Annotated in this window: 17 protein-coding genes; 11 read left to right on the forward strand and 6 right to left on the reverse strand. The window is 43.0% G+C overall.

Features of this window, described 5'->3' with window-relative positions; translation table 11 throughout:
* Positions 1-326: 326 nt before the first annotated feature.
* Entirely contained in the window at positions 327-1,478 is a 1,152-nt protein-coding gene (mutY, locus tag BMI76_RS06455) for an A/G-specific adenine glycosylase (RefSeq protein WP_075346774.1), read from the reverse strand.
* A gap of 810 nt (positions 1,479-2,288) precedes the next feature.
* On the opposite strand from mutY, the gene BMI76_RS06460 reads away from it, so the two are divergent.
* From BMI76_RS06460 to rpsR, 4 genes are all read left to right on the forward strand, one after another.
* Positions 2,289-2,939, forward strand: a complete 651-nt coding sequence (locus BMI76_RS06460) for a nitroreductase family protein (RefSeq protein WP_075346775.1) — start codon at positions 2,289-2,291, stop codon at positions 2,937-2,939.
* A 238-nt stretch (positions 2,940-3,177) separates the two neighbouring features.
* On the forward strand, positions 3,178-3,468 hold the full coding sequence (rpsF, locus tag BMI76_RS06465) for a 30S ribosomal protein S6 (RefSeq protein WP_075346776.1): 291 nt from the start codon (positions 3,178-3,180) through the stop codon (positions 3,466-3,468).
* 20 nt (positions 3,469-3,488) lie between these two features.
* Complete coding sequence (locus BMI76_RS06470; protein ID WP_075346777.1) at positions 3,489-3,980, forward strand: single-stranded DNA-binding protein; 492 nt, start codon at positions 3,489-3,491, stop codon at positions 3,978-3,980.
* A gap of 153 nt (positions 3,981-4,133) precedes the next feature.
* The gene (gene rpsR, locus BMI76_RS06475; RefSeq protein ID WP_000068664.1) at positions 4,134-4,373 is read left to right on the forward strand and encodes a 30S ribosomal protein S18; all 240 of its coding nucleotides are present in this window, start codon (positions 4,134-4,136) and stop codon (positions 4,371-4,373) included.
* A gap of 25 nt (positions 4,374-4,398) precedes the next feature.
* Here rpsR and BMI76_RS06480 read toward each other — a convergent pair whose 3' ends face one another.
* The 4 genes from BMI76_RS06480 to BMI76_RS06495 all read right to left on the reverse strand — a co-directional run bounded on the left by BMI76_RS06480 (position 4,399) and on the right by BMI76_RS06495 (position 7,671).
* On the reverse strand, positions 4,399-5,103 hold the full coding sequence (locus tag BMI76_RS06480; RefSeq protein ID WP_075346778.1) for a LiaF domain-containing protein: 705 nt from the start codon (positions 5,101-5,103) through the stop codon (positions 4,399-4,401).
* On the reverse strand, positions 5,100-5,456 hold the full coding sequence (locus BMI76_RS06485; protein WP_075346826.1) for a LytTR family DNA-binding domain-containing protein: 357 nt from the start codon (positions 5,454-5,456) through the stop codon (positions 5,100-5,102). Before BMI76_RS06485 ends, BMI76_RS06480 begins: the two co-directional genes overlap by 4 nt.
* 138 nt (positions 5,457-5,594) lie before the next feature.
* Entirely contained in the window at positions 5,595-6,260 is a 666-nt protein-coding gene (locus BMI76_RS06490; protein ID WP_075346779.1) for a DUF1129 domain-containing protein, read from the reverse strand.
* Between the two features lie 466 nt (positions 6,261-6,726).
* The gene (locus BMI76_RS06495) at positions 6,727-7,671 is read right to left on the reverse strand and encodes a magnesium transporter CorA family protein (protein ID WP_075346780.1); all 945 of its coding nucleotides are present in this window, start codon (positions 7,669-7,671) and stop codon (positions 6,727-6,729) included.
* A 131-nt stretch (positions 7,672-7,802) separates the two neighbouring features.
* Here BMI76_RS06495 and uvrA point away from each other — a divergent pair, with 131 nt between their 5' ends.
* A complete protein-coding gene (gene uvrA, locus BMI76_RS06500; protein ID WP_075346781.1) occupies positions 7,803-10,628 on the forward strand; it encodes an excinuclease ABC subunit UvrA in 2,826 nt (941 codons plus the stop codon).
* Positions 10,629-10,821: 193 nt separating this feature from the next.
* On the opposite strand, the gene BMI76_RS06505 is transcribed toward uvrA, so the two are convergent.
* Positions 10,822-11,256, reverse strand: a complete 435-nt coding sequence (locus BMI76_RS06505; RefSeq protein WP_075346827.1) for a hypothetical protein — start codon at positions 11,254-11,256, stop codon at positions 10,822-10,824.
* Between the two features lie 141 nt (positions 11,257-11,397).
* On the opposite strand from BMI76_RS06505, the gene BMI76_RS06510 reads away from it, so the two are divergent.
* The 6 genes from BMI76_RS06510 (at position 11,398) to BMI76_RS06535 (ending at position 16,140) form a co-directional block, all read left to right on the forward strand.
* The gene (locus BMI76_RS06510; RefSeq protein ID WP_075346782.1) at positions 11,398-12,465 is read left to right on the forward strand and encodes a Xaa-Pro peptidase family protein; all 1,068 of its coding nucleotides are present in this window, start codon (positions 11,398-11,400) and stop codon (positions 12,463-12,465) included.
* 87 nt (positions 12,466-12,552) lie between these two features.
* Positions 12,553-13,035, forward strand: coding sequence for a deaminase (locus BMI76_RS06515; protein ID WP_075346783.1), 483 nt, complete (start codon positions 12,553-12,555; stop codon positions 13,033-13,035).
* A 60-nt stretch (positions 13,036-13,095) separates the two neighbouring features.
* A complete protein-coding gene (gene efp / locus BMI76_RS06520) occupies positions 13,096-13,656 on the forward strand; it encodes an elongation factor P (protein WP_075346784.1) in 561 nt (186 codons plus the stop codon).
* Positions 13,657-13,697: 41 nt separating this feature from the next.
* Positions 13,698-14,087: an Asp23/Gls24 family envelope stress response protein gene (locus tag BMI76_RS06525; RefSeq protein WP_003090909.1), complete on the forward strand. Its 390-nt coding sequence runs from the start codon at positions 13,698-13,700 to the stop codon at positions 14,085-14,087.
* A complete protein-coding gene (gene nusB / locus BMI76_RS06530) occupies positions 14,080-14,508 on the forward strand; it encodes a transcription antitermination factor NusB (protein ID WP_075346785.1) in 429 nt (142 codons plus the stop codon). The genes BMI76_RS06525 and nusB overlap by 8 nt, the downstream gene beginning before the upstream one ends.
* A gap of 171 nt (positions 14,509-14,679) precedes the next feature.
* Positions 14,680-16,140, forward strand: a complete 1,461-nt coding sequence (locus tag BMI76_RS06535) for a sucrose-6-phosphate hydrolase (protein WP_075346786.1) — start codon at positions 14,680-14,682, stop codon at positions 16,138-16,140.
* The last annotated feature ends 11 nt before the right edge of the window (positions 16,141-16,151 follow it).

Below are 16,151 nucleotides of genomic sequence, written 5' to 3' on the forward strand. Positions count from 1 at the left end.
CCAGTCTTAAAGATTTGCTGCAGCAGATAATCTCTATTCGAGCTGATAACCGATAAATGTACAAAAAAGGACCCTGAAATCAGGGCCTTTTTTAGGAGATTTATGAAAAAGAAAAGTTTTTAGGAATCCTATTGCTAGGATGACTATAGTATACGAACGATTCCTTAAGATAGGCTTAAAGAATTCTTTCAGAAAACTTAAAAATCAAAATTGATTTTGCTGAAGAAAAAATAGCTGACGCTGCCTTCTCAAATGAGGAATATTAGGGGGTTCTGCTGAGATGATTCCATAAAAAGGAAAGAGAAAATTTTAAAGATTTCTGGATTTTAGAGGCCTGTTTTCAAATAGGCTTCTATCATTTTTTTCTGAGGTGCAGCCATGGGAAATTGTTCAAAATCTTGGGCAGAAACCCAGCTGAGCTCATGATCAGCAGAAAGACTGTCAGCAGTTGTAAAACCTTCTGTCAGCTCAATCTGCCATTTTTGATGGCTAAAGGTATGTTTGACAGGCTGAAAAACTTTATCTGACCAATCAACTGTCAGCTGATAATCTTCTGAAAAAAAGTGCTTTTGTGACTGGGTTTCTAAAATAGCTGTCTCATCATTTTCAAAGAGATCCAGCTGCTGGCTGATAAAGTCCGTTTCCACAAGCGGAAAAGTCCAAAAACCTGCCAGTAAACGGCCCTTGTTATTTTTTTCAAGCAGAAAATCACCCTTTTGATTGCGAATAATAAAGGCTTGTATTTGTACGGGCCGCGGTTTTTTCTTAGGCAGTTTAATCGGATATTTGTCCATTGTCCCGTGGAGATAGGCAGCACTGAAAGAGCGAACGGGGCTTTCTTCCGGTCTTGGATTTTTGGCTGCCTCAATATCTGTTCCCAAGTCCATTAAGGCTTGATTAAAATCACCGGGCCGCTTGGGGTCAATAAGGATTTTTGTAATAGCCTGAAAAATTTTCCGATTTTTAGGGTCGCCAATATCATAGTCAACTTCAAAAAGTCTGGCCATAACCCGCATGACATTGCCGTCAACCGCCGGTTCAGGCAAATCAAAAGCGATACTGGCAATGGCTCCGGCTGTGTAAGGGCCGATTCCTTTTAAGGCAGCAATATCTTCATAAGTATTGGGGAACTGCCCACCGTGTTTTTCCATAACCTGCTGGGCAGCTGTTTGCATATTGCGCACACGGGAGTAATAGCCTAAACCTTCCCAGGCCTTAAGCAATTGTTCTTCGGGTGCCTGTGCCAAATCCTGAATGCTCGGGAACCAGTCCAAAAAGCGTTCATAGTAGGGAATAACAGTTGCTACCTGAGTTTGCTGGAGCATGATTTCAGAGATCCAGATGCAGTAGGGGTCTTTTGTCCGGCGCCAGGGCAAATCACGCTTTTCCTGATCGTACCAAGCTAATAAGGTTTTTCGGAAGGAGGCAATCTTGTCGGCATCCCACATTTTTATACCGTAATCATTTAAATCTAGCATAAGTCTATTGTAGCAGATACTGATTTATTTTCCAAAAAAGCCATATTTTTAACAGTTTTATCTTGACAAATGTAAGCGGTTACGATACAATAAATTTAGAAATAAGATAAGAAATCATTAACGATAAGGGGGAATTCTTATGGTAAGATTGAATATCGCACGGTATAAAAACGGAGATTAACTATTTCTATAAACCCTTAGTTTTTTGTTAAATAGGAGGTGGCGCTTATGTTGATGCTTGATGTAGGTCGCTATAAGAACGGTGACAAAGAATAGACGGTAGGCAGTAACTTTACAAATAATGTTTTATTGTAGATGTGATAAAAAAGCAAGAGGGCAATTGAAGATTATAATCAGGATATGAAGAATAAGTGACCAGAAACGATTGTATAGTAAAGAAGTTTTGGGTGGTGCTTATTTAAAATCCCTATAAGTAAAAAGCTCGCGAGTAATGCCCCTGCTTTGATAAAATAAGAATAAAGTTAAGGTCGACAATCTAGGTAGATAGTTAGGTTGGAGAGCTCAAAGACCTAGTAATTCTTAAATAGAATATTAAAGGAGGTCTACCATTTTAGAGATAAATCAGAAAGACTATGAAAATAGTGAATAACTCCTTGAAAATCAAAAAGTGCAAAGGAGAAGTCCAATGACACTTTAATTGTAAAAGCAGAAGGAACCCCGGCGATGAGCGTGTAAATCGTCGGGGTTTATGTATGTACCCATTCTTACGGTAAATGAATTGCTTTTATTAAGTTCAGAGTCGTTGGTAAAATTATTCGTAAAATTTTGTTAATGAAGGAGATCAGTAAGATGACAGACTTTGTAAATAATAATTTCGCTGACATTCTTTTAAATCGTCATTCTATACGTCATTTTGATCCTGCTGTCAAAATCAGCCGTGAGGAAATGATTCAGATGATTGACGAAACCCGTACAGCACCATCGGCCTGCAATCTGCAGCCCTGGCGCTTTCTTGTTATTGACAGTGAAGAAGGTAAGGAAAAACTGCGCACTTTCTTTATGCGCTTTAATACACCGCAGCTGGAAACTGCATCGGCTATTGTCATGATTTTTGGTGATACTGAAGCTTATAAATCTTACCGTGATTTGTGGAATAAGGCCTGCGATGACGGACAGATAAGCCCTGAAAAAAGAGACGAAGTTTTAAAAACTTTTCTGCCTTTATATGAAAATGCAAGTCGGGAAACACTCTTATTTGACGCCAAGACTAACAGTGCTTTGGCAGCTATGCAGTTTATGCTGATTGCACGGGCTCATGGCTATGAAACGAATGCTATTCAAGGTTACGATTCCAGTGCAGCTGCTGAAGCTTTAGGATTAGATTCCGAGCGTTATGTGCCTTGCATGGCAATTGCTGTTGGTAAGCCTGATCCTGACAAACAGTCGGAAGAATTTCATTCTCAGCGCTATCCGGCTGAACAAATCAGCGAGTTTCTTTAAAGAATAAAAAGGGGCTGGGACAGAGCTGTTTCAGCCCCTGACCTTGTGCTGCGATAATAGTATGGCACAGTAATGGGGAATACAAAATGGATTGAGCCTCTGCCGATTTTTGATATGCTTACTTTTAGAAAAGTCCTTGCATTTGTTCTATAATTTTTGTATAATAATATTTCGTGAGTATCCCTCACTTACTCATGGCAAAGACCATGGGTCATTAGTCCAAAAGGAGGAAAAATCAATGGCAAAGTACGAAATTCTTTATATTATTCGTCCAAACATTGAAGAAGAAGCAAAAAATGCTTTGGTAGAACGCTTTGACGCTATCTTGGCCGACAACGGTGCAACTGTTGTTGAATCAAAAGATTGGGAAAAACGCCGTCTTGCATACGAAATCCAAGATTTCCGTGAAGGACTCTACCATATTGTCAATGTTGAGGCTGAAGATGCCGTAGCTCTTGACGAGTTTGACCGTCTGTCAAAAATCAACGGTGATATTCTTCGTCACATGATCGTTAAACTTGACGCTTAAGAAGAAAGTTGTGGTAGTTTATGATTAATAATGTAGTACTTGTTGGTCGCATGACTCGTGATGCTGAGCTTCGTTACACTCCAAGTAATCAAGCTGTTGCAACTTTCACGCTTGCGGTTAACCGTAATTTTAAAAATCAAAATGGTGAACGTGAGGCTGACTTCATTAACATCGTGATTTGGCGCCAGCAGGCTGAAAACTTAGCCAACTGGGCTAAAAAAGGCACTCTGCTTGGAATTACAGGCCGTATTCAAACCCGTAATTATGAAAATCAGCAGGGTCAGCGTGTTTATGTCACAGAGGTTGTTGCTGACAATTTCCAAATTTTGGAAAGCCGTGCTACACGTGAAGCTCAATCGGGCAGTTATAATGCCGGCGGCAATTTTGGCGGAAGTAATTTCTCTTCCCAGCAGGATGCTTCACAATCGCAAACACCAAACTTTGGCAGAGATGAAAGCCCATTTGGAAATTCAAATCCAATGGACATTTCAGATGACGATTTGCCTTTTTAAGAGCAATTTCGGACAGAAAAAAGAAAACTGAATAAATTTGCTGAAAGCTTATAAAGGTCTGTTCACAAAATTAGGATGCTGAAGCAGTCTCTTAATTTTTCATCGCTTTTTGAGGTGCAAATTTATATCTTAATCATATAAAGGAGAATACACATGGCTCAACAACGTCGTGGCGGATTTAAACGCCGTAAAAAAGTTGACTATATCGCAGCTAACAAGATTGAATATGTTGATTATAAAGATACTGAATTGCTTAGCCGTTTTGTTTCAGAGCGCGGAAAAATTCTTCCACGCCGCGTAACAGGTACTTCAGCTAAGAACCAACGCAAAGTAACAACAGCAATCAAACGTGCTCGTGTTATGGCACTGATGCCTTTCGTAAATGAAGACTAAGAAAGAGCGGTTTCTACCGCTCTTTTTAATATTGAATATCAACTTCTCCTAAGGCGACTGTGCCTGTCAGGGCAACAGATATGAGGTCGCTATCGCTGCTGGTATCAGGGGTGCCTGAAAAAGAAATGGAAGCAAAGGGTGTACTTGTTTTATTAACGATACGCCAGTTGCTGGGGATACGGATATCCGTCTGACCAAAGGCAACATCCAGCCGAATCTCAGGGGAATCGGTCATGAATTGTGCCTGAGTAAAATCAATGGACTGCTCACCGAATTTAGTGTTGATGTAAACATTGGTCAGCTGTTTGGAGGTAACATAAGCAGTGTTTTCTGAAAAAAATGTTCTAAGATAAAGGTCGGTTTCATTGTCAATATAATTGGCGCTTTTTTCATTTTCACAATGATGATGGGAAGTGCTTTTGCTCTTATAAGTATAGGAACTGCTAGGGGTGATCAGATTGTGCAGGACGATACCGATGAGAACAATGCCGGCAAAGAGCGGAGGAGTAGAGTAGGTGAAATGGAAGACGTCTTTCAGGTAAATGCTTAAGAAACCCAATCCGATAAAGAACAAAATCAAATTGCGGCTGCTCAGGCCAAAAAGGCCAAAGAGCAGAGCTAAAAGCAGCATGCCGTCGAGAATCAGGTGCAGGGAGGGAACGAAGGCGATAGCGATCAAATAAACGGCGAGCAGCAATAGCAGCAAATACCAAAAGTATCCTTTTTTCATAGTAAGCTCCTTTTTTTCATGATTAATTCTTTGTAATATTTTCGAGAAACCCAGGTTGTTTTGGCTGAATTTCTAAAGCTGATTTTTGGAGTGGACGAAAAAGATTTATTGATGGCAGAAATCTCCAGACTGTTAGCGATTTGACTCTTGCCGATTTGCTGGAAATAATCGGGCAGCAGGTCCAGAAAATCACGCAGATTCAGCCGGCTTTGGTAGACCTTGTTTACCGTGTGCACATAGGTCTTGCGATTGTTGATTTCGATGAAAATAATATCGGCGATATTTAAAAAGAAAATTTCCTTTTCTGAAAAGACCTCAATGGATTGGTGTTTAGAGTTTAAGTGAATTTCCATAACACCGGGGGCTACCTTATCATCAAAAATATATCTCGTCTCCATATATTAACTATAGCATAAAAAATTATAAAAATGACCGCTTTCTTTCCAAGTGGTCATTTTTTGTGTCTAAGCTGTCGTATGTGCCGGTAAAAATTATTTTGCACTTTGCTGCGGAGCTAACGCATTTTCAATATTATATTTCTTTTTAAGCAGGTAGCGAATACCAAAGACAATGGCTCCGAAAATAAGCAGAACAGGGCCTGAGAGTTTGGGATTAATCGCTGCGGGCAGCAGGCTCGATGCTGTGTAAAGCAGCATCCAGAAGAACATAAAGAGGATCAGTATGCCCATTGATTTCAACAGACTTGGCCGTTCTTCTTTAGGTTTGCCGGAATGCCGATAGACAAAGTGATAGCTTGCAAACATAACTGCACCGCCGCCAAAACCGATAAAGAGAATGGACACAATGCCATAGGTCGGTGCCTGTTTGCTGAAGAAATTTAACAGTCCTGTGACTAAAGCGACAATGGCAAGGAAAAAGAGAGAAGTATCCAGCCACATCAGCCAAGGATTGGTATTTTTGGGAGCAGGTTTATTTGCTCTGTCTGCGTCATCTTCAATGAAATTAGCTGCCCAGGCACTCGGAGCGCCGAGAAAAGATCGGGCGGGGATTCCCTGCTTTTGCTTTTCTAAGATATCCGGCAGGTATTCTTCAAGGATGGCCTTGATGTCTTCGTCAGATTTGCCGGCCTGAATGAATTGATGGGTGACAATGTTGATAAATTCTTGGTTTTTTTTAGTAAGATTTTGTAAATCCATGGGTCAGAATTCTCCTGTTTGTAAAAATCAAAATAAGAACATAATGGGAACAGGCAGCCTGATGTTTGGGTGTCCTAAGTTAGGCCGCGTAGGAAGCGGAATCAATCTATCTATCTGCCTGCCCCAGTAAATGGGCAAGGCAGACCGCCCAATAGCGGCTGCCGTAGAATGGCGAGACATTTTTAATGTCCGACATTCAAGGAAGAGTTACGCCGGACAGGCGGTCAAATCGATACTATTTGACCTGCCTGACCCAGTGAATGGGTAAGGCAGACCGCCCAATAGCGGCTGCCGTAGAATGACGAGACACTTTTAGTGTCCGACATTCAAGGAAGAGTTACGCCGGACAGGCGGTCAAATCGATACTATTTGACCTGCCTGTTCCAGTGAATGGGTAAGGCAGACCGCCCAATAGCGGCTGCCGTAGAATGACGAGACACTTTTAGTGTCCGACATTCTTACCCATTTAGAACCATTTCTTCCTAATAAAGTAGATGACGACGATTGAGCTCATGGCTGCTGCGATTAGCACGATGTACCAGAAGGCGTGGTCCATGCCGTTTAAGGGCAGCCAGTTGTTCTGGAAGTTCATGCCGTAGGCAGAAAAGACAACGGTTGGAATATCCAGAGCCATGGTCATCAGAGCTAAGGTCTTCATAATGGTATTTTGGTTGTTGGAAATGATTGAGGCTGAGGTCTCTGTCATGACATTAAGGACATTTTCATAAATGCCAGCCATTTCAATGGCCTGCTGGGTCTCAATCAGGGTGTCTTCCAGTAAGTCCTCATCTTCAACATACTTTTTGAGACTGGATGTGCTGCTGGAGAGCTTTTTGACAATCCGTTCATTGAGCTTGAGGGAAGCTCGCAGGTAGACAATGGATTTTTCCAGCTCCATCATGTCAATCAGCTGCTCATTACGCGTCGCTTTTTCCAGCTGAGCTTCAATTTTATCGCTTTGGCGATCGATGGAACGAAGGGCGGTCAGGTAGAGCCCCGCGTTTCGGTAAAGGAGCTGAAAGACAAAGCGCGTCTTCATGAAGGTATAGAAATTGCGAATCCGATGGTTTAAGAAATTGTCAAAGAGCGTCAACGGTTCTAAACAAGTCGTGATAACAGCTGTTTCGGTCACGATAATTCCCAAAGGAATGGTGATATAGTAACTGCGGCTGTTGCGCTCTTCCGGTGTAGGAACGTCAACGATGATAAGGGTATAGTTATCTTCTATGGAAATCCGTGAAGTTTCTTCGACATCGAGCGGTGCCCGCAAGTCTGTAATGTCAATATTGAAATTTTCGGCAACCTGCAAGGACTCTTCCTGGGAGGGGTTGACCAAATTAATCCAAGCACCCGGCTCGAATGTTTCAATTTCTTTGAATTCTGTTGCTGTTGAAAGAAACATTTGCTTCATGACAAGCCCTCCTCTTCATTTATTTAATGCATACTGTTTTATTATACTACATTTGAAACATTTTGGGGCAACTGATTCTTAAATATTTGTTATAATAAGAGGATAAGACTAGAGAGAAGGCTCAATTCATTATGCAGGATAAGTTAATTATTCATGGAGCGCGTGCTCATAATTTAAAAAATATTGATGTGGAGATTCCGCGTGATAAGCTGATTGTTATGACCGGACTGTCGGGTTCTGGGAAATCAAGCCTTGCATTTGATACGATTTATGCTGAAGGTCAGCGCCGCTATGTCGAGAGTCTGTCGGCCTATGCCAGACAGTTTTTAGGAAATATGGACAAGCCCGATGTGGATTCAATTGACGGTCTCAGCCCCGCCATTTCCATAGACCAAAAAACGACCAGCAAAAATCCGCGTTCAACGGTTGGGACGGTCACAGAAATAAATGATTACCTGCGGCTTTTGTATGCGCGTGTCGGTGTCCCTTACTGTAAAAACGGCCATGGTGCAATCACAGCTTCGTCTGTAGAGCAGATTGTGGATCAGGTGCTGAGCTTGCCTGAGCGGACGCGCATGCAGATTTTGGCGCCTGTTGTCCGCCGGAAAAAGGGTCAGCATAAGTCTGTTTTTGAGCGCATTCAAAAGGACGGCTATGTCCGCGTGCGGGTTGATGGTGAAATTGTCGATATAGCAGAAGTTCCGGAACTGTCCAAAAGCAAGATGCACAATATTGAAGTCGTTGTTGACCGTTTGGTGCAAAAAGAGGGTATTCGCGGCCGGCTGTTTGATTCTATTGAAGCTGCCCTGCGGCTAGGTGACGGCTATGTTATGATCGATACCATGGATGGCAATGAATTGATTTTTTCAGAGCATTATTCCTGTCCTGTCTGCGGCTTTACAGTGCCTGAGCTGGAACCGCGCCTCTTTTCGTTCAACGCTCCCTTTGGTTCCTGTCCGACCTGTGACGGTCTGGGTATCAAATTGGAAGTGGACTTAGATTTGGTCATTCCCGATGAGACGAAAACGCTGAGAGAAGGAGCCCTTGCTCCTTGGAATCCGATTTCTTCAAATTACTATCCCCAAATGTTGGAACAGGCCATGGATGCTTTTGCTGTGGACATGGATAAACCTTGGGAGGATTTGCCGGACGAGGCTAAAAATCTGATTTTGTATGGCTCTGATGGCCGAGAATTTCATTTCCATTATGAGAATGAGTTTGGCGGTGTCAGAGATATCGATATTCCTTTTGAAGGCGTTGTCAGCAATATCAGCCGGCGCTATCACGAAACCAACAGTGACTTCACCCGCAATGTGATGCGCGGTTATATGAATGAGCTGCCCTGTGCTACTTGTCAGGGTTACCGTCTTAATGATCAGGCGCTCTGCGTGCGTGTGGGCGGTGAAAAAGGAATGAATATCGGGCAGGTATCAGATTTATCTATTGCGGATCATCTGGATTTGCTGACGCATTTGGAACTGTCAGAAAATGAAAAAACGATTGCGACACCGATTGTTAAGGAAATCAAGGATCGCTTGACCTTCCTTAACAATGTTGGCCTCAATTACCTGACCCTATCGCGTTCGGCAGGAACCTTATCAGGCGGGGAGAGCCAGCGTATTCGTTTGGCGACTCAGATTGGCTCCAACCTGAGCGGCGTGCTTTACATCTTGGATGAACCCTCAATCGGTCTGCACCAAAGAGACAATGACCGCCTGATTTCCAGTCTTAAGAAGATGCGCGATCTGGGCAATACTTTAATTGTGGTTGAACACGATGAAGACACCATGATGGCCGCAGACTGGCTGGTTGACGTAGGACCGGGAGCCGGTGCTGCGGGCGGAGAAATTGTAGCTTCGGGTACTCCTAAGCAGGTTGCTAAAAATAAAAAATCCATTACCGGACAATACCTATCCGGCAAGAAAGAGATCCCTGTGCCGCTTGAGCGCCGCAGAGGAAACGGCCGTTTCATTGAAGTCAAAGGAGCAGCAGAGAACAATCTGCAAAAGATTAATGTCAAGTTTCCTCTGGGGAAATTTATCGCTGTAACAGGGGTATCGGGTTCTGGCAAGTCAACCCTTGTCAACAGTATTTTAAAGAAGGCCATTGCGCAAAAGCTTAACCGCAATTCTGAAAAGCCGGGTAGATACAAGTCGATTTCAGGGATTGAACATATCGATCGTTTGATTGATATTGACCAAAGTCCTATCGGCCGGACGCCAAGGTCGAATCCGGCAACCTATACAGGGGTATTTGACGATATCCGGGATTTATTTGCCCAAACCAATGAAGCTAAAATCCGCGGTTATAAGAAGGGGCGGTTCTCTTTCAATGTCAAAGGCGGCCGCTGTGAAGCCTGCTCAGGTGACGGCATCATCAAGATTGAAATGCACTTCCTGCCAGATGTTTATGTGCCTTGTGAGGTCTGCCATGGCACCCGTTACAACAGTGAGACTTTGGAAGTTCATTACAAGGAAAAAAATATCGCGGAAATTCTTGATATGACGGTCAATGATGCGGCAGAATTTTTTGCACCGATTCCTAAGATTGCCCGCAAGATTCAAACCATCAAGGATGTTGGTCTCGGCTATGTGACACTCGGGCAGCCGGCTACTACTCTATCAGGCGGTGAAGCGCAGCGGATGAAGCTGGCCAGCGAACTCCATAAACGCTCTACCGGCAAGAGCTTTTATATTTTAGATGAGCCGACTACCGGTCTTCATACCGATGACATTGCCAGACTTCTTAAAGTTTTAGAGCGTTTTGTGGATGATGGCAATACGGTGCTAGTCATTGAGCATAATTTGGATGTGATTAAAACAGCAGATCACATTATTGACTTAGGTCCTGAAGGCGGAGTTGGCGGCGGTCAAGTTATTGCGACCGGAACACCAGAAGAGGTGGCTCAAGTACCGGACAGCTTTACAGGTCAGTATTTAAAAAATAAGTTAAAATAAGAGCAAAGGGCAGGATCTTTATGATTATTATAATCATGAAAGTCCCACCCTGTTTCTTTTTGTTTTACTGCTATCTTATACTCTTTAAAAATCAAAATTATAGATTGTTGCCTTCACTTTGCTTTACTGAGTGAGAATCCCATTTATTGAATAAATTGATCAAAGACAGCTGAACTGTCCTGCATCATGTCTGTTACTGTTGGGATAAATATTTTCTAACTTCTTCAGCCGTAAGTTTTCTGATTTCTGTATTAGGAAATTCTCTATAATCAGATGTTGAAAAGAGCGGGTTGCCGCTTATACAGCTCTTATCCTTGTTCTTTTTGAGATAAGCCAGCATGGTATTTTTATCTGTAAAGATTTTATAAGAAAACCTTCCGTTGCTGTTTTGAATTTCATAAATACCGCAGCACTGCTTCATGGTAAAATCTGCTGTTCTCAAATAAAGCTTAGCGATTTCTAGGGATTTAAACGGGAATTGCCATCTCTGTAACCCTTTTTCGGTCTGTTCAATACAAATACATCTCCCGCAGCTTCCACAAATGTATTGCGTGTGATTTTCTAAGCACTCTTTCGGATGAAGTAAAGGTGTTGCCCTGTTTTCCGCGACATAACATTCGTTGCAAATCATATGATTACCTCCATTGTTTCTATCAATATTATCCCACTTTTCATTTCTAAGAGCCAGTTGTTGACAGATTCTTCTCGGCTCTTTTAAATCTATTAAATTCATGATAAACTTATAAGCAAGAATACAGGAGATCTTTTCATGAAACACAGAGTTCAAAAAGTAGAAGCTGCGCTGGCTGATGCCGGCTGTGATGCAGTTCTGGTAACCAATCTTAAAAATATTTATTATTTGACCGGTTTTTGGGGAACACAGGCAACCGTTTTTATCAGTAAGAGCCGTCGCTTGTTTTTGACAGATGCTCGCTATAGCTTGATTGCTAAGAATGTGGTTAAGGGCTGCTTTGACATTATCGAAACACGCGATTCTCTGACTGAAATTGCCAAAATGATAGCCGGCGATAAATTGACAGCCATCGGCTTTGATGACCAAGTATCTTATCGCTGTTTTAAGTCTTTGGAAAATGTCTTTGCTGGCTATCACTTGCGACCAATGGCGGATTTTATTGAAGCCATCCGTATGATTAAAGATGCGGATGAAATTAAGGCTATCCGCCGTGCCTGCCAGATTTCTGACCAAGCTTTTTTAGATGTGCTTGATTTTATCAAGCCCGGTCAAACGACTGAGCTAGAAGTGGCTGACTTTTTAGATTTTCGCATGAGACAATACGGTGCAAGCGGTGTATCCTTTGAAACGATTGCGGCATCAGGCTATCGCTCTGCTATGCCCCATGGAGTAGCGTCAGACAAGGTCATTCAAAGAGGCGAGATGCTGACCCTTGACTTTGGCTGTTACTATAATCACTATGTTTCTGACATGACGCGGACGGTCCATATTGGACAAGCGAGCGATCAGGAGCGGGAAGTCTATGAGATTGTCCTGCGGAGCAATCAGGCGTTGATTGCATCTGCTAAAGCCGGGGTGACTTATCGTGCTTATGACCAGATTGCGCGTGAGGTGATTGATGCAGCTGGTTATGGAGCGTATTTTACGCATGGCATTGGCCACGGTATCGGACTTGATATTCATGAGCTTCCTTATTTTGGCAAATCCGATGACACCATTAAAGCCGGAATGGTTTTGACAGATGAACCGGGGATTTATTTAGAGGATAGGTTTGGTGTCAGGATCGAAGATGATCTCCTCATTACTGAGGACGGCTGCGAGGTTCTGACTTCGGCACCCAAAGAGTTAATTGTTTTGAATTAATCAAACTAGTCTAGCAATCGCCGGTGCTTGCAATAAAAGAAAATTTTTTAACATTTGGCGGATTTTATTTACGTGGAGGGGTTTTATATGACGGTGACAAAAAGGCTGTCTTGGCAGGATTATTTCATGGCTAATGCGGAGCTGATTTCCAAGCGTTCGACCTGCAACCGAGCCTATGTCGGGGCTGTTTTGGTTAAAAATAAGCGGATCATTGCCACGGGCTACAACGGCGGTGTGTCTGATACGGATAACTGTGATGACGCTGGCCATCAAATGGAAGACGGACACTGTATCCGAACGGTTCATGCCGAGATGAACGCGCTCATTCAGTGTGCTAAAGAGGGGATCTCGACTAATAATACCGAAATTTACGTCACGCATTTTCCATGTATCAACTGCACTAAAGCGCTCCTGCAGGCGGGTGTCAGCAAGATTACCTATAAGACGGCCTACCATCCTCATCCTTTTGCCATTGAACTGTTAGAAGCTAAAAATGTTCCCTATTTTCAGCATGATGTACCGGAAATTCATCTGGGGCAGCAAGAGCAGCCAGGTTCAGAAAACATTTGAGAATGCTGTGACATTATGGTAGAATGAGATGATAATATTTTGTAAAGAGGTATAGAAAAAATGATTGAAGCAAGTAAGCTTAAGGCTGGCATGACTTTTGAGACCAATGACGGTAAATTGATCAAGGTACTTGAAGCCAGCCATCATAAACCAGGTAAAGGCAATACTGTTATGCGTATGAAACTGCGCGATGTCCGTACGGGTTCAACTTTTGATACAACCTACCGTCCGGAAGAAAAATTTGAACAGGCTATCATTGAAACACGTCCTGCTCAATACCTTTATCAAATGGATGATACAGCTTATTTCATGGATACAGAAAATTATGAGCAGTATGAAATTCCGATTGCCAATGTGGCAGAAGAATTAAAATTCATTTTGGAAAATTCAGAAGTTAAAATTCAGTTTTACGGGGCAGAAGTTATCGGTGTTACCATACCAACAACTGTCGAGCTGACCGTTACGGATACACAGCCATCTATCAAGGGAGCAACTGTAACAGGCTCAGGAAAACCTGCAACGCTTGAGACAGGACTCGTTGTTAATGTGCCGGACTTCATTGAAGTCGGTCAGAAGCTGATCATCAATACAGCAGAAGGTACTTACGTTTCTCGTGCTTAAATAAAGCCGGATTTGTAAACTTTATTAGAAAGGATAGCATGATGGCAAATGAAATGATTGGAGAAATTGTCATTTCTCCGCGTGTACTTGAAGTAATTACAGGCATTGCGACAACCAAGGTTGAAGGTGTTCACTCACTTCATAATAAAAAAGTAGCTGACAGTCTTAGCAAGGTCGCTCATGGACGAGGCGTTTATCTTCAGACAGAAGAAGACGGGACCGTTAACGCTGATATTTATGTCTATCTGCAATACGGTGTCAATGTGCCGGCAGTCTCTATCGAGATTCAGCAAGCTGTCAAGGCAGCTGTTTACGATATGGCAGAAGTCAGTCTTTCAGCAGTTAACGTCCATGTTGTTGGTATCGTTCCTGAAAAAACACCAAAACCTGATATGAAAACCCTATTTGATGAGGATTTTCTTGATGGCTAGTGTGTTTAGTGATTCCAGACGTGATCTTCGTGAACGTGCCTTTCAGGCACTCTTTTCTTTGGAATTTGGCGGTGACAGTCTCAAGGCCGCAGATTTTGCTTATACTTATGACAAGGCTGATGAGGGAGAAGCTGACCTGCCTTTGTTCCTGCTGGCCCTGGTTCAAGGCGTATCTGAGTACAGAGAAGACCTGGATAAAAGCATTTCCCAGCAGCTTAAATCAGGCTGGACGCTGTCTCGTCTGACGCTGGTTGATAAAAATCTGCTGCGGCTGGGTTTATATGAAATTAAATATTATGAAGAAACCCCAGAACGTGTCGCTCTCAATGAAATCATTGAAATTTCAAAGAAATATGCTGACGAAAAATCCAGTAAATTTATCAATGGTGTTCTAAGTCAGTTTATTGCTGAGAAAAAATAAAAGGCTCAGGCTGCTTTTTTGCTATTGTCAAATAGATCAGCATTTAGGTAAAAATAGTTTCTATGACAGCGGTCGGCAGGGCTGCTGTTTTTGTGTGAAAAAAGAATGATTGAAAAATGAAAGCGCATACGCTATAATGAAAGTATCTGTTTTTAATCAAAGGAGAAGAAAATGAAAGAATGGACGCGGGAAGAGCGTTACCGTGTGCTGCAGGGTGCAGATGACATTCGCGGACTTTATGAGAGCATCAAAGAATCTGATTACAGGCAAACTTATCATGTACAGCCGATTACAGGCTTATCGAGCGATCCCAATGGCTTTGTTTATCATAAGGGCATCTGGCATCTTTTTTACCAGTGGTGCCCGTGGGGCGCTGTGCACGGCTTAAAATACTGGTACCATTCAGTATCAAAAGATTTGGTCCATTGGGAAAACCGCGGTGTGGGCATTTATCCGGACTCTTTTTATGATAATAAAGGAGTGCATTCTGGCTCAGGTTTTTCGACAGGAGATGATCTCTACCTTTTTTATACAGGCAACCATCGTGATGAAGACTGGGTACGGACACCCTATACCTGTGTTGCCAAGTTAGAAGATTCCGGTGAGCTGGTTAAAGCTCCCCAGCCTCTTTTTGGCCCTCATGAAAATTATACGGAACACCAGCGTGATCCCAAGGTTGTTTATGATGAAGACACTCAACAGTATTACATTCTTTTGGGAGCGCAGTCTAAAGACCTTAAAGGGAAGGTTTTAATTTACCGTTCGGATTCCCTGCTGGAAGGCTGGACTTTTGCCGGTGAACTGCAGGTTCCGGGCTTTGAAGACTTAGGCGGTATGTGGGAGTGCCCGTCCATCGAGCGCATTTCCGGCAAGGACGTCTTAGTTTTCTCACCCCAGTACACAACCCTGCCAAATCGTAACCAAAGTACTAACCATAACATTTATTTGCTTGGCAAAATGGATTATAAGAACTTAACGTTCACAGCAGAAGGAAATTATCGCCATCTGGATTACGGCTTTGATTTTTATGCCGCCCAGTTTGCTGCCAATGACGGAGATCCTGACAGAGCTGTTTTAACGGCTTGGATGGGACTGCCGGATAATCACTATCCAACTGAAGCAGAAGACTGGGAGGGCAGTCTGACCCTGCCGCGTGAGCTGCGCCTTGTTAACAATCGCTTGCTTCAGCGGCCCGTGCCGGCCCTTGCCTCGCTTCGAAAGGAAGCTGTGGTTTTAGATGAAGAACTGCCTAGGGTCTGTGAATTGGAGATATCAAACCAGCAAGGGCAAGACTTTGAATTGAAACTGTTCAGCAAGAAAGATGGCAGCGGCGGTTTTTGCATTTCTTACGATGGCCAAGCAAAACTCTGTACAGTTGACCGCAGTCAGATGGATCAGCATTTCAATGCAGAGCTTGGGGAGTGTTTGACGGTTCCCTTGGAAGATGAGCTGACCAAGCTTGCTGTCTATATTGACAAGAGCTCTGTTGAAATATTTATTAATGACGGGCAGGCCACCTTTACCTCCCATCTGTATCCTACCAAACAGGAAGCTTACTACAGTGCGAGTTCCCACCTTGACTTGCAGGCCTGGCTCTTAAAACCAGCGGTGACAGACGATTTTGTTGTTTAAAAAAACTCACA

Origin of the sequence: Streptococcus sp. 'caviae' (genome assembly GCF_001937065.1) — a bacterium.
GTDB lineage: Bacteria > Bacillota > Bacilli > Lactobacillales > Streptococcaceae > Streptococcus.

Coding starts and splice junctions, on each gene's coding strand:
- mutY (WP_075346774.1), bottom strand. CDS start 1,478: ATGCTAGATTTAAATGATTACGGTATAAAAATGTGGGATGCCGACAAG.
- BMI76_RS06460 (WP_075346775.1), top strand. CDS start 2,289: ATGACAGACTTTGTAAATAATAATTTCGCTGACATTCTTTTAAATCGT.
- rpsF (WP_075346776.1), top strand. CDS start 3,178: ATGGCAAAGTACGAAATTCTTTATATTATTCGTCCAAACATTGAAGAA.
- BMI76_RS06470 (WP_075346777.1), top strand. CDS start 3,489: ATGATTAATAATGTAGTACTTGTTGGTCGCATGACTCGTGATGCTGAG.
- rpsR (WP_000068664.1), top strand. CDS start 4,134: ATGGCTCAACAACGTCGTGGCGGATTTAAACGCCGTAAAAAAGTTGAC.
- BMI76_RS06480 (WP_075346778.1), bottom strand. CDS start 5,103: ATGAAAAAAGGATACTTTTGGTATTTGCTGCTATTGCTGCTCGCCGTT.
- BMI76_RS06485 (WP_075346826.1), bottom strand. CDS start 5,456: ATGGAAATTCACTTAAACTCTAAACACCAATCCATTGAGGTCTTTTCA.
- BMI76_RS06490 (WP_075346779.1), bottom strand. CDS start 6,260: ATGGATTTACAAAATCTTACTAAAAAAAACCAAGAATTTATCAACATT.
- BMI76_RS06495 (WP_075346780.1), bottom strand. CDS start 7,671: ATGAAGCAAATGTTTCTTTCAACAGCAACAGAATTCAAAGAAATTGAA.
- uvrA (WP_075346781.1), top strand. CDS start 7,803: ATGCAGGATAAGTTAATTATTCATGGAGCGCGTGCTCATAATTTAAAA.
- BMI76_RS06510 (WP_075346782.1), top strand. CDS start 11,398: ATGAAACACAGAGTTCAAAAAGTAGAAGCTGCGCTGGCTGATGCCGGC.
- BMI76_RS06515 (WP_075346783.1), top strand. CDS start 12,553: ATGACGGTGACAAAAAGGCTGTCTTGGCAGGATTATTTCATGGCTAAT.
- efp (WP_075346784.1), top strand. CDS start 13,096: ATGATTGAAGCAAGTAAGCTTAAGGCTGGCATGACTTTTGAGACCAAT.
- BMI76_RS06525 (WP_003090909.1), top strand. CDS start 13,698: ATGGCAAATGAAATGATTGGAGAAATTGTCATTTCTCCGCGTGTACTT.
- nusB (WP_075346785.1), top strand. CDS start 14,080: ATGGCTAGTGTGTTTAGTGATTCCAGACGTGATCTTCGTGAACGTGCC.
- BMI76_RS06535 (WP_075346786.1), top strand. CDS start 14,680: ATGAAAGAATGGACGCGGGAAGAGCGTTACCGTGTGCTGCAGGGTGCA.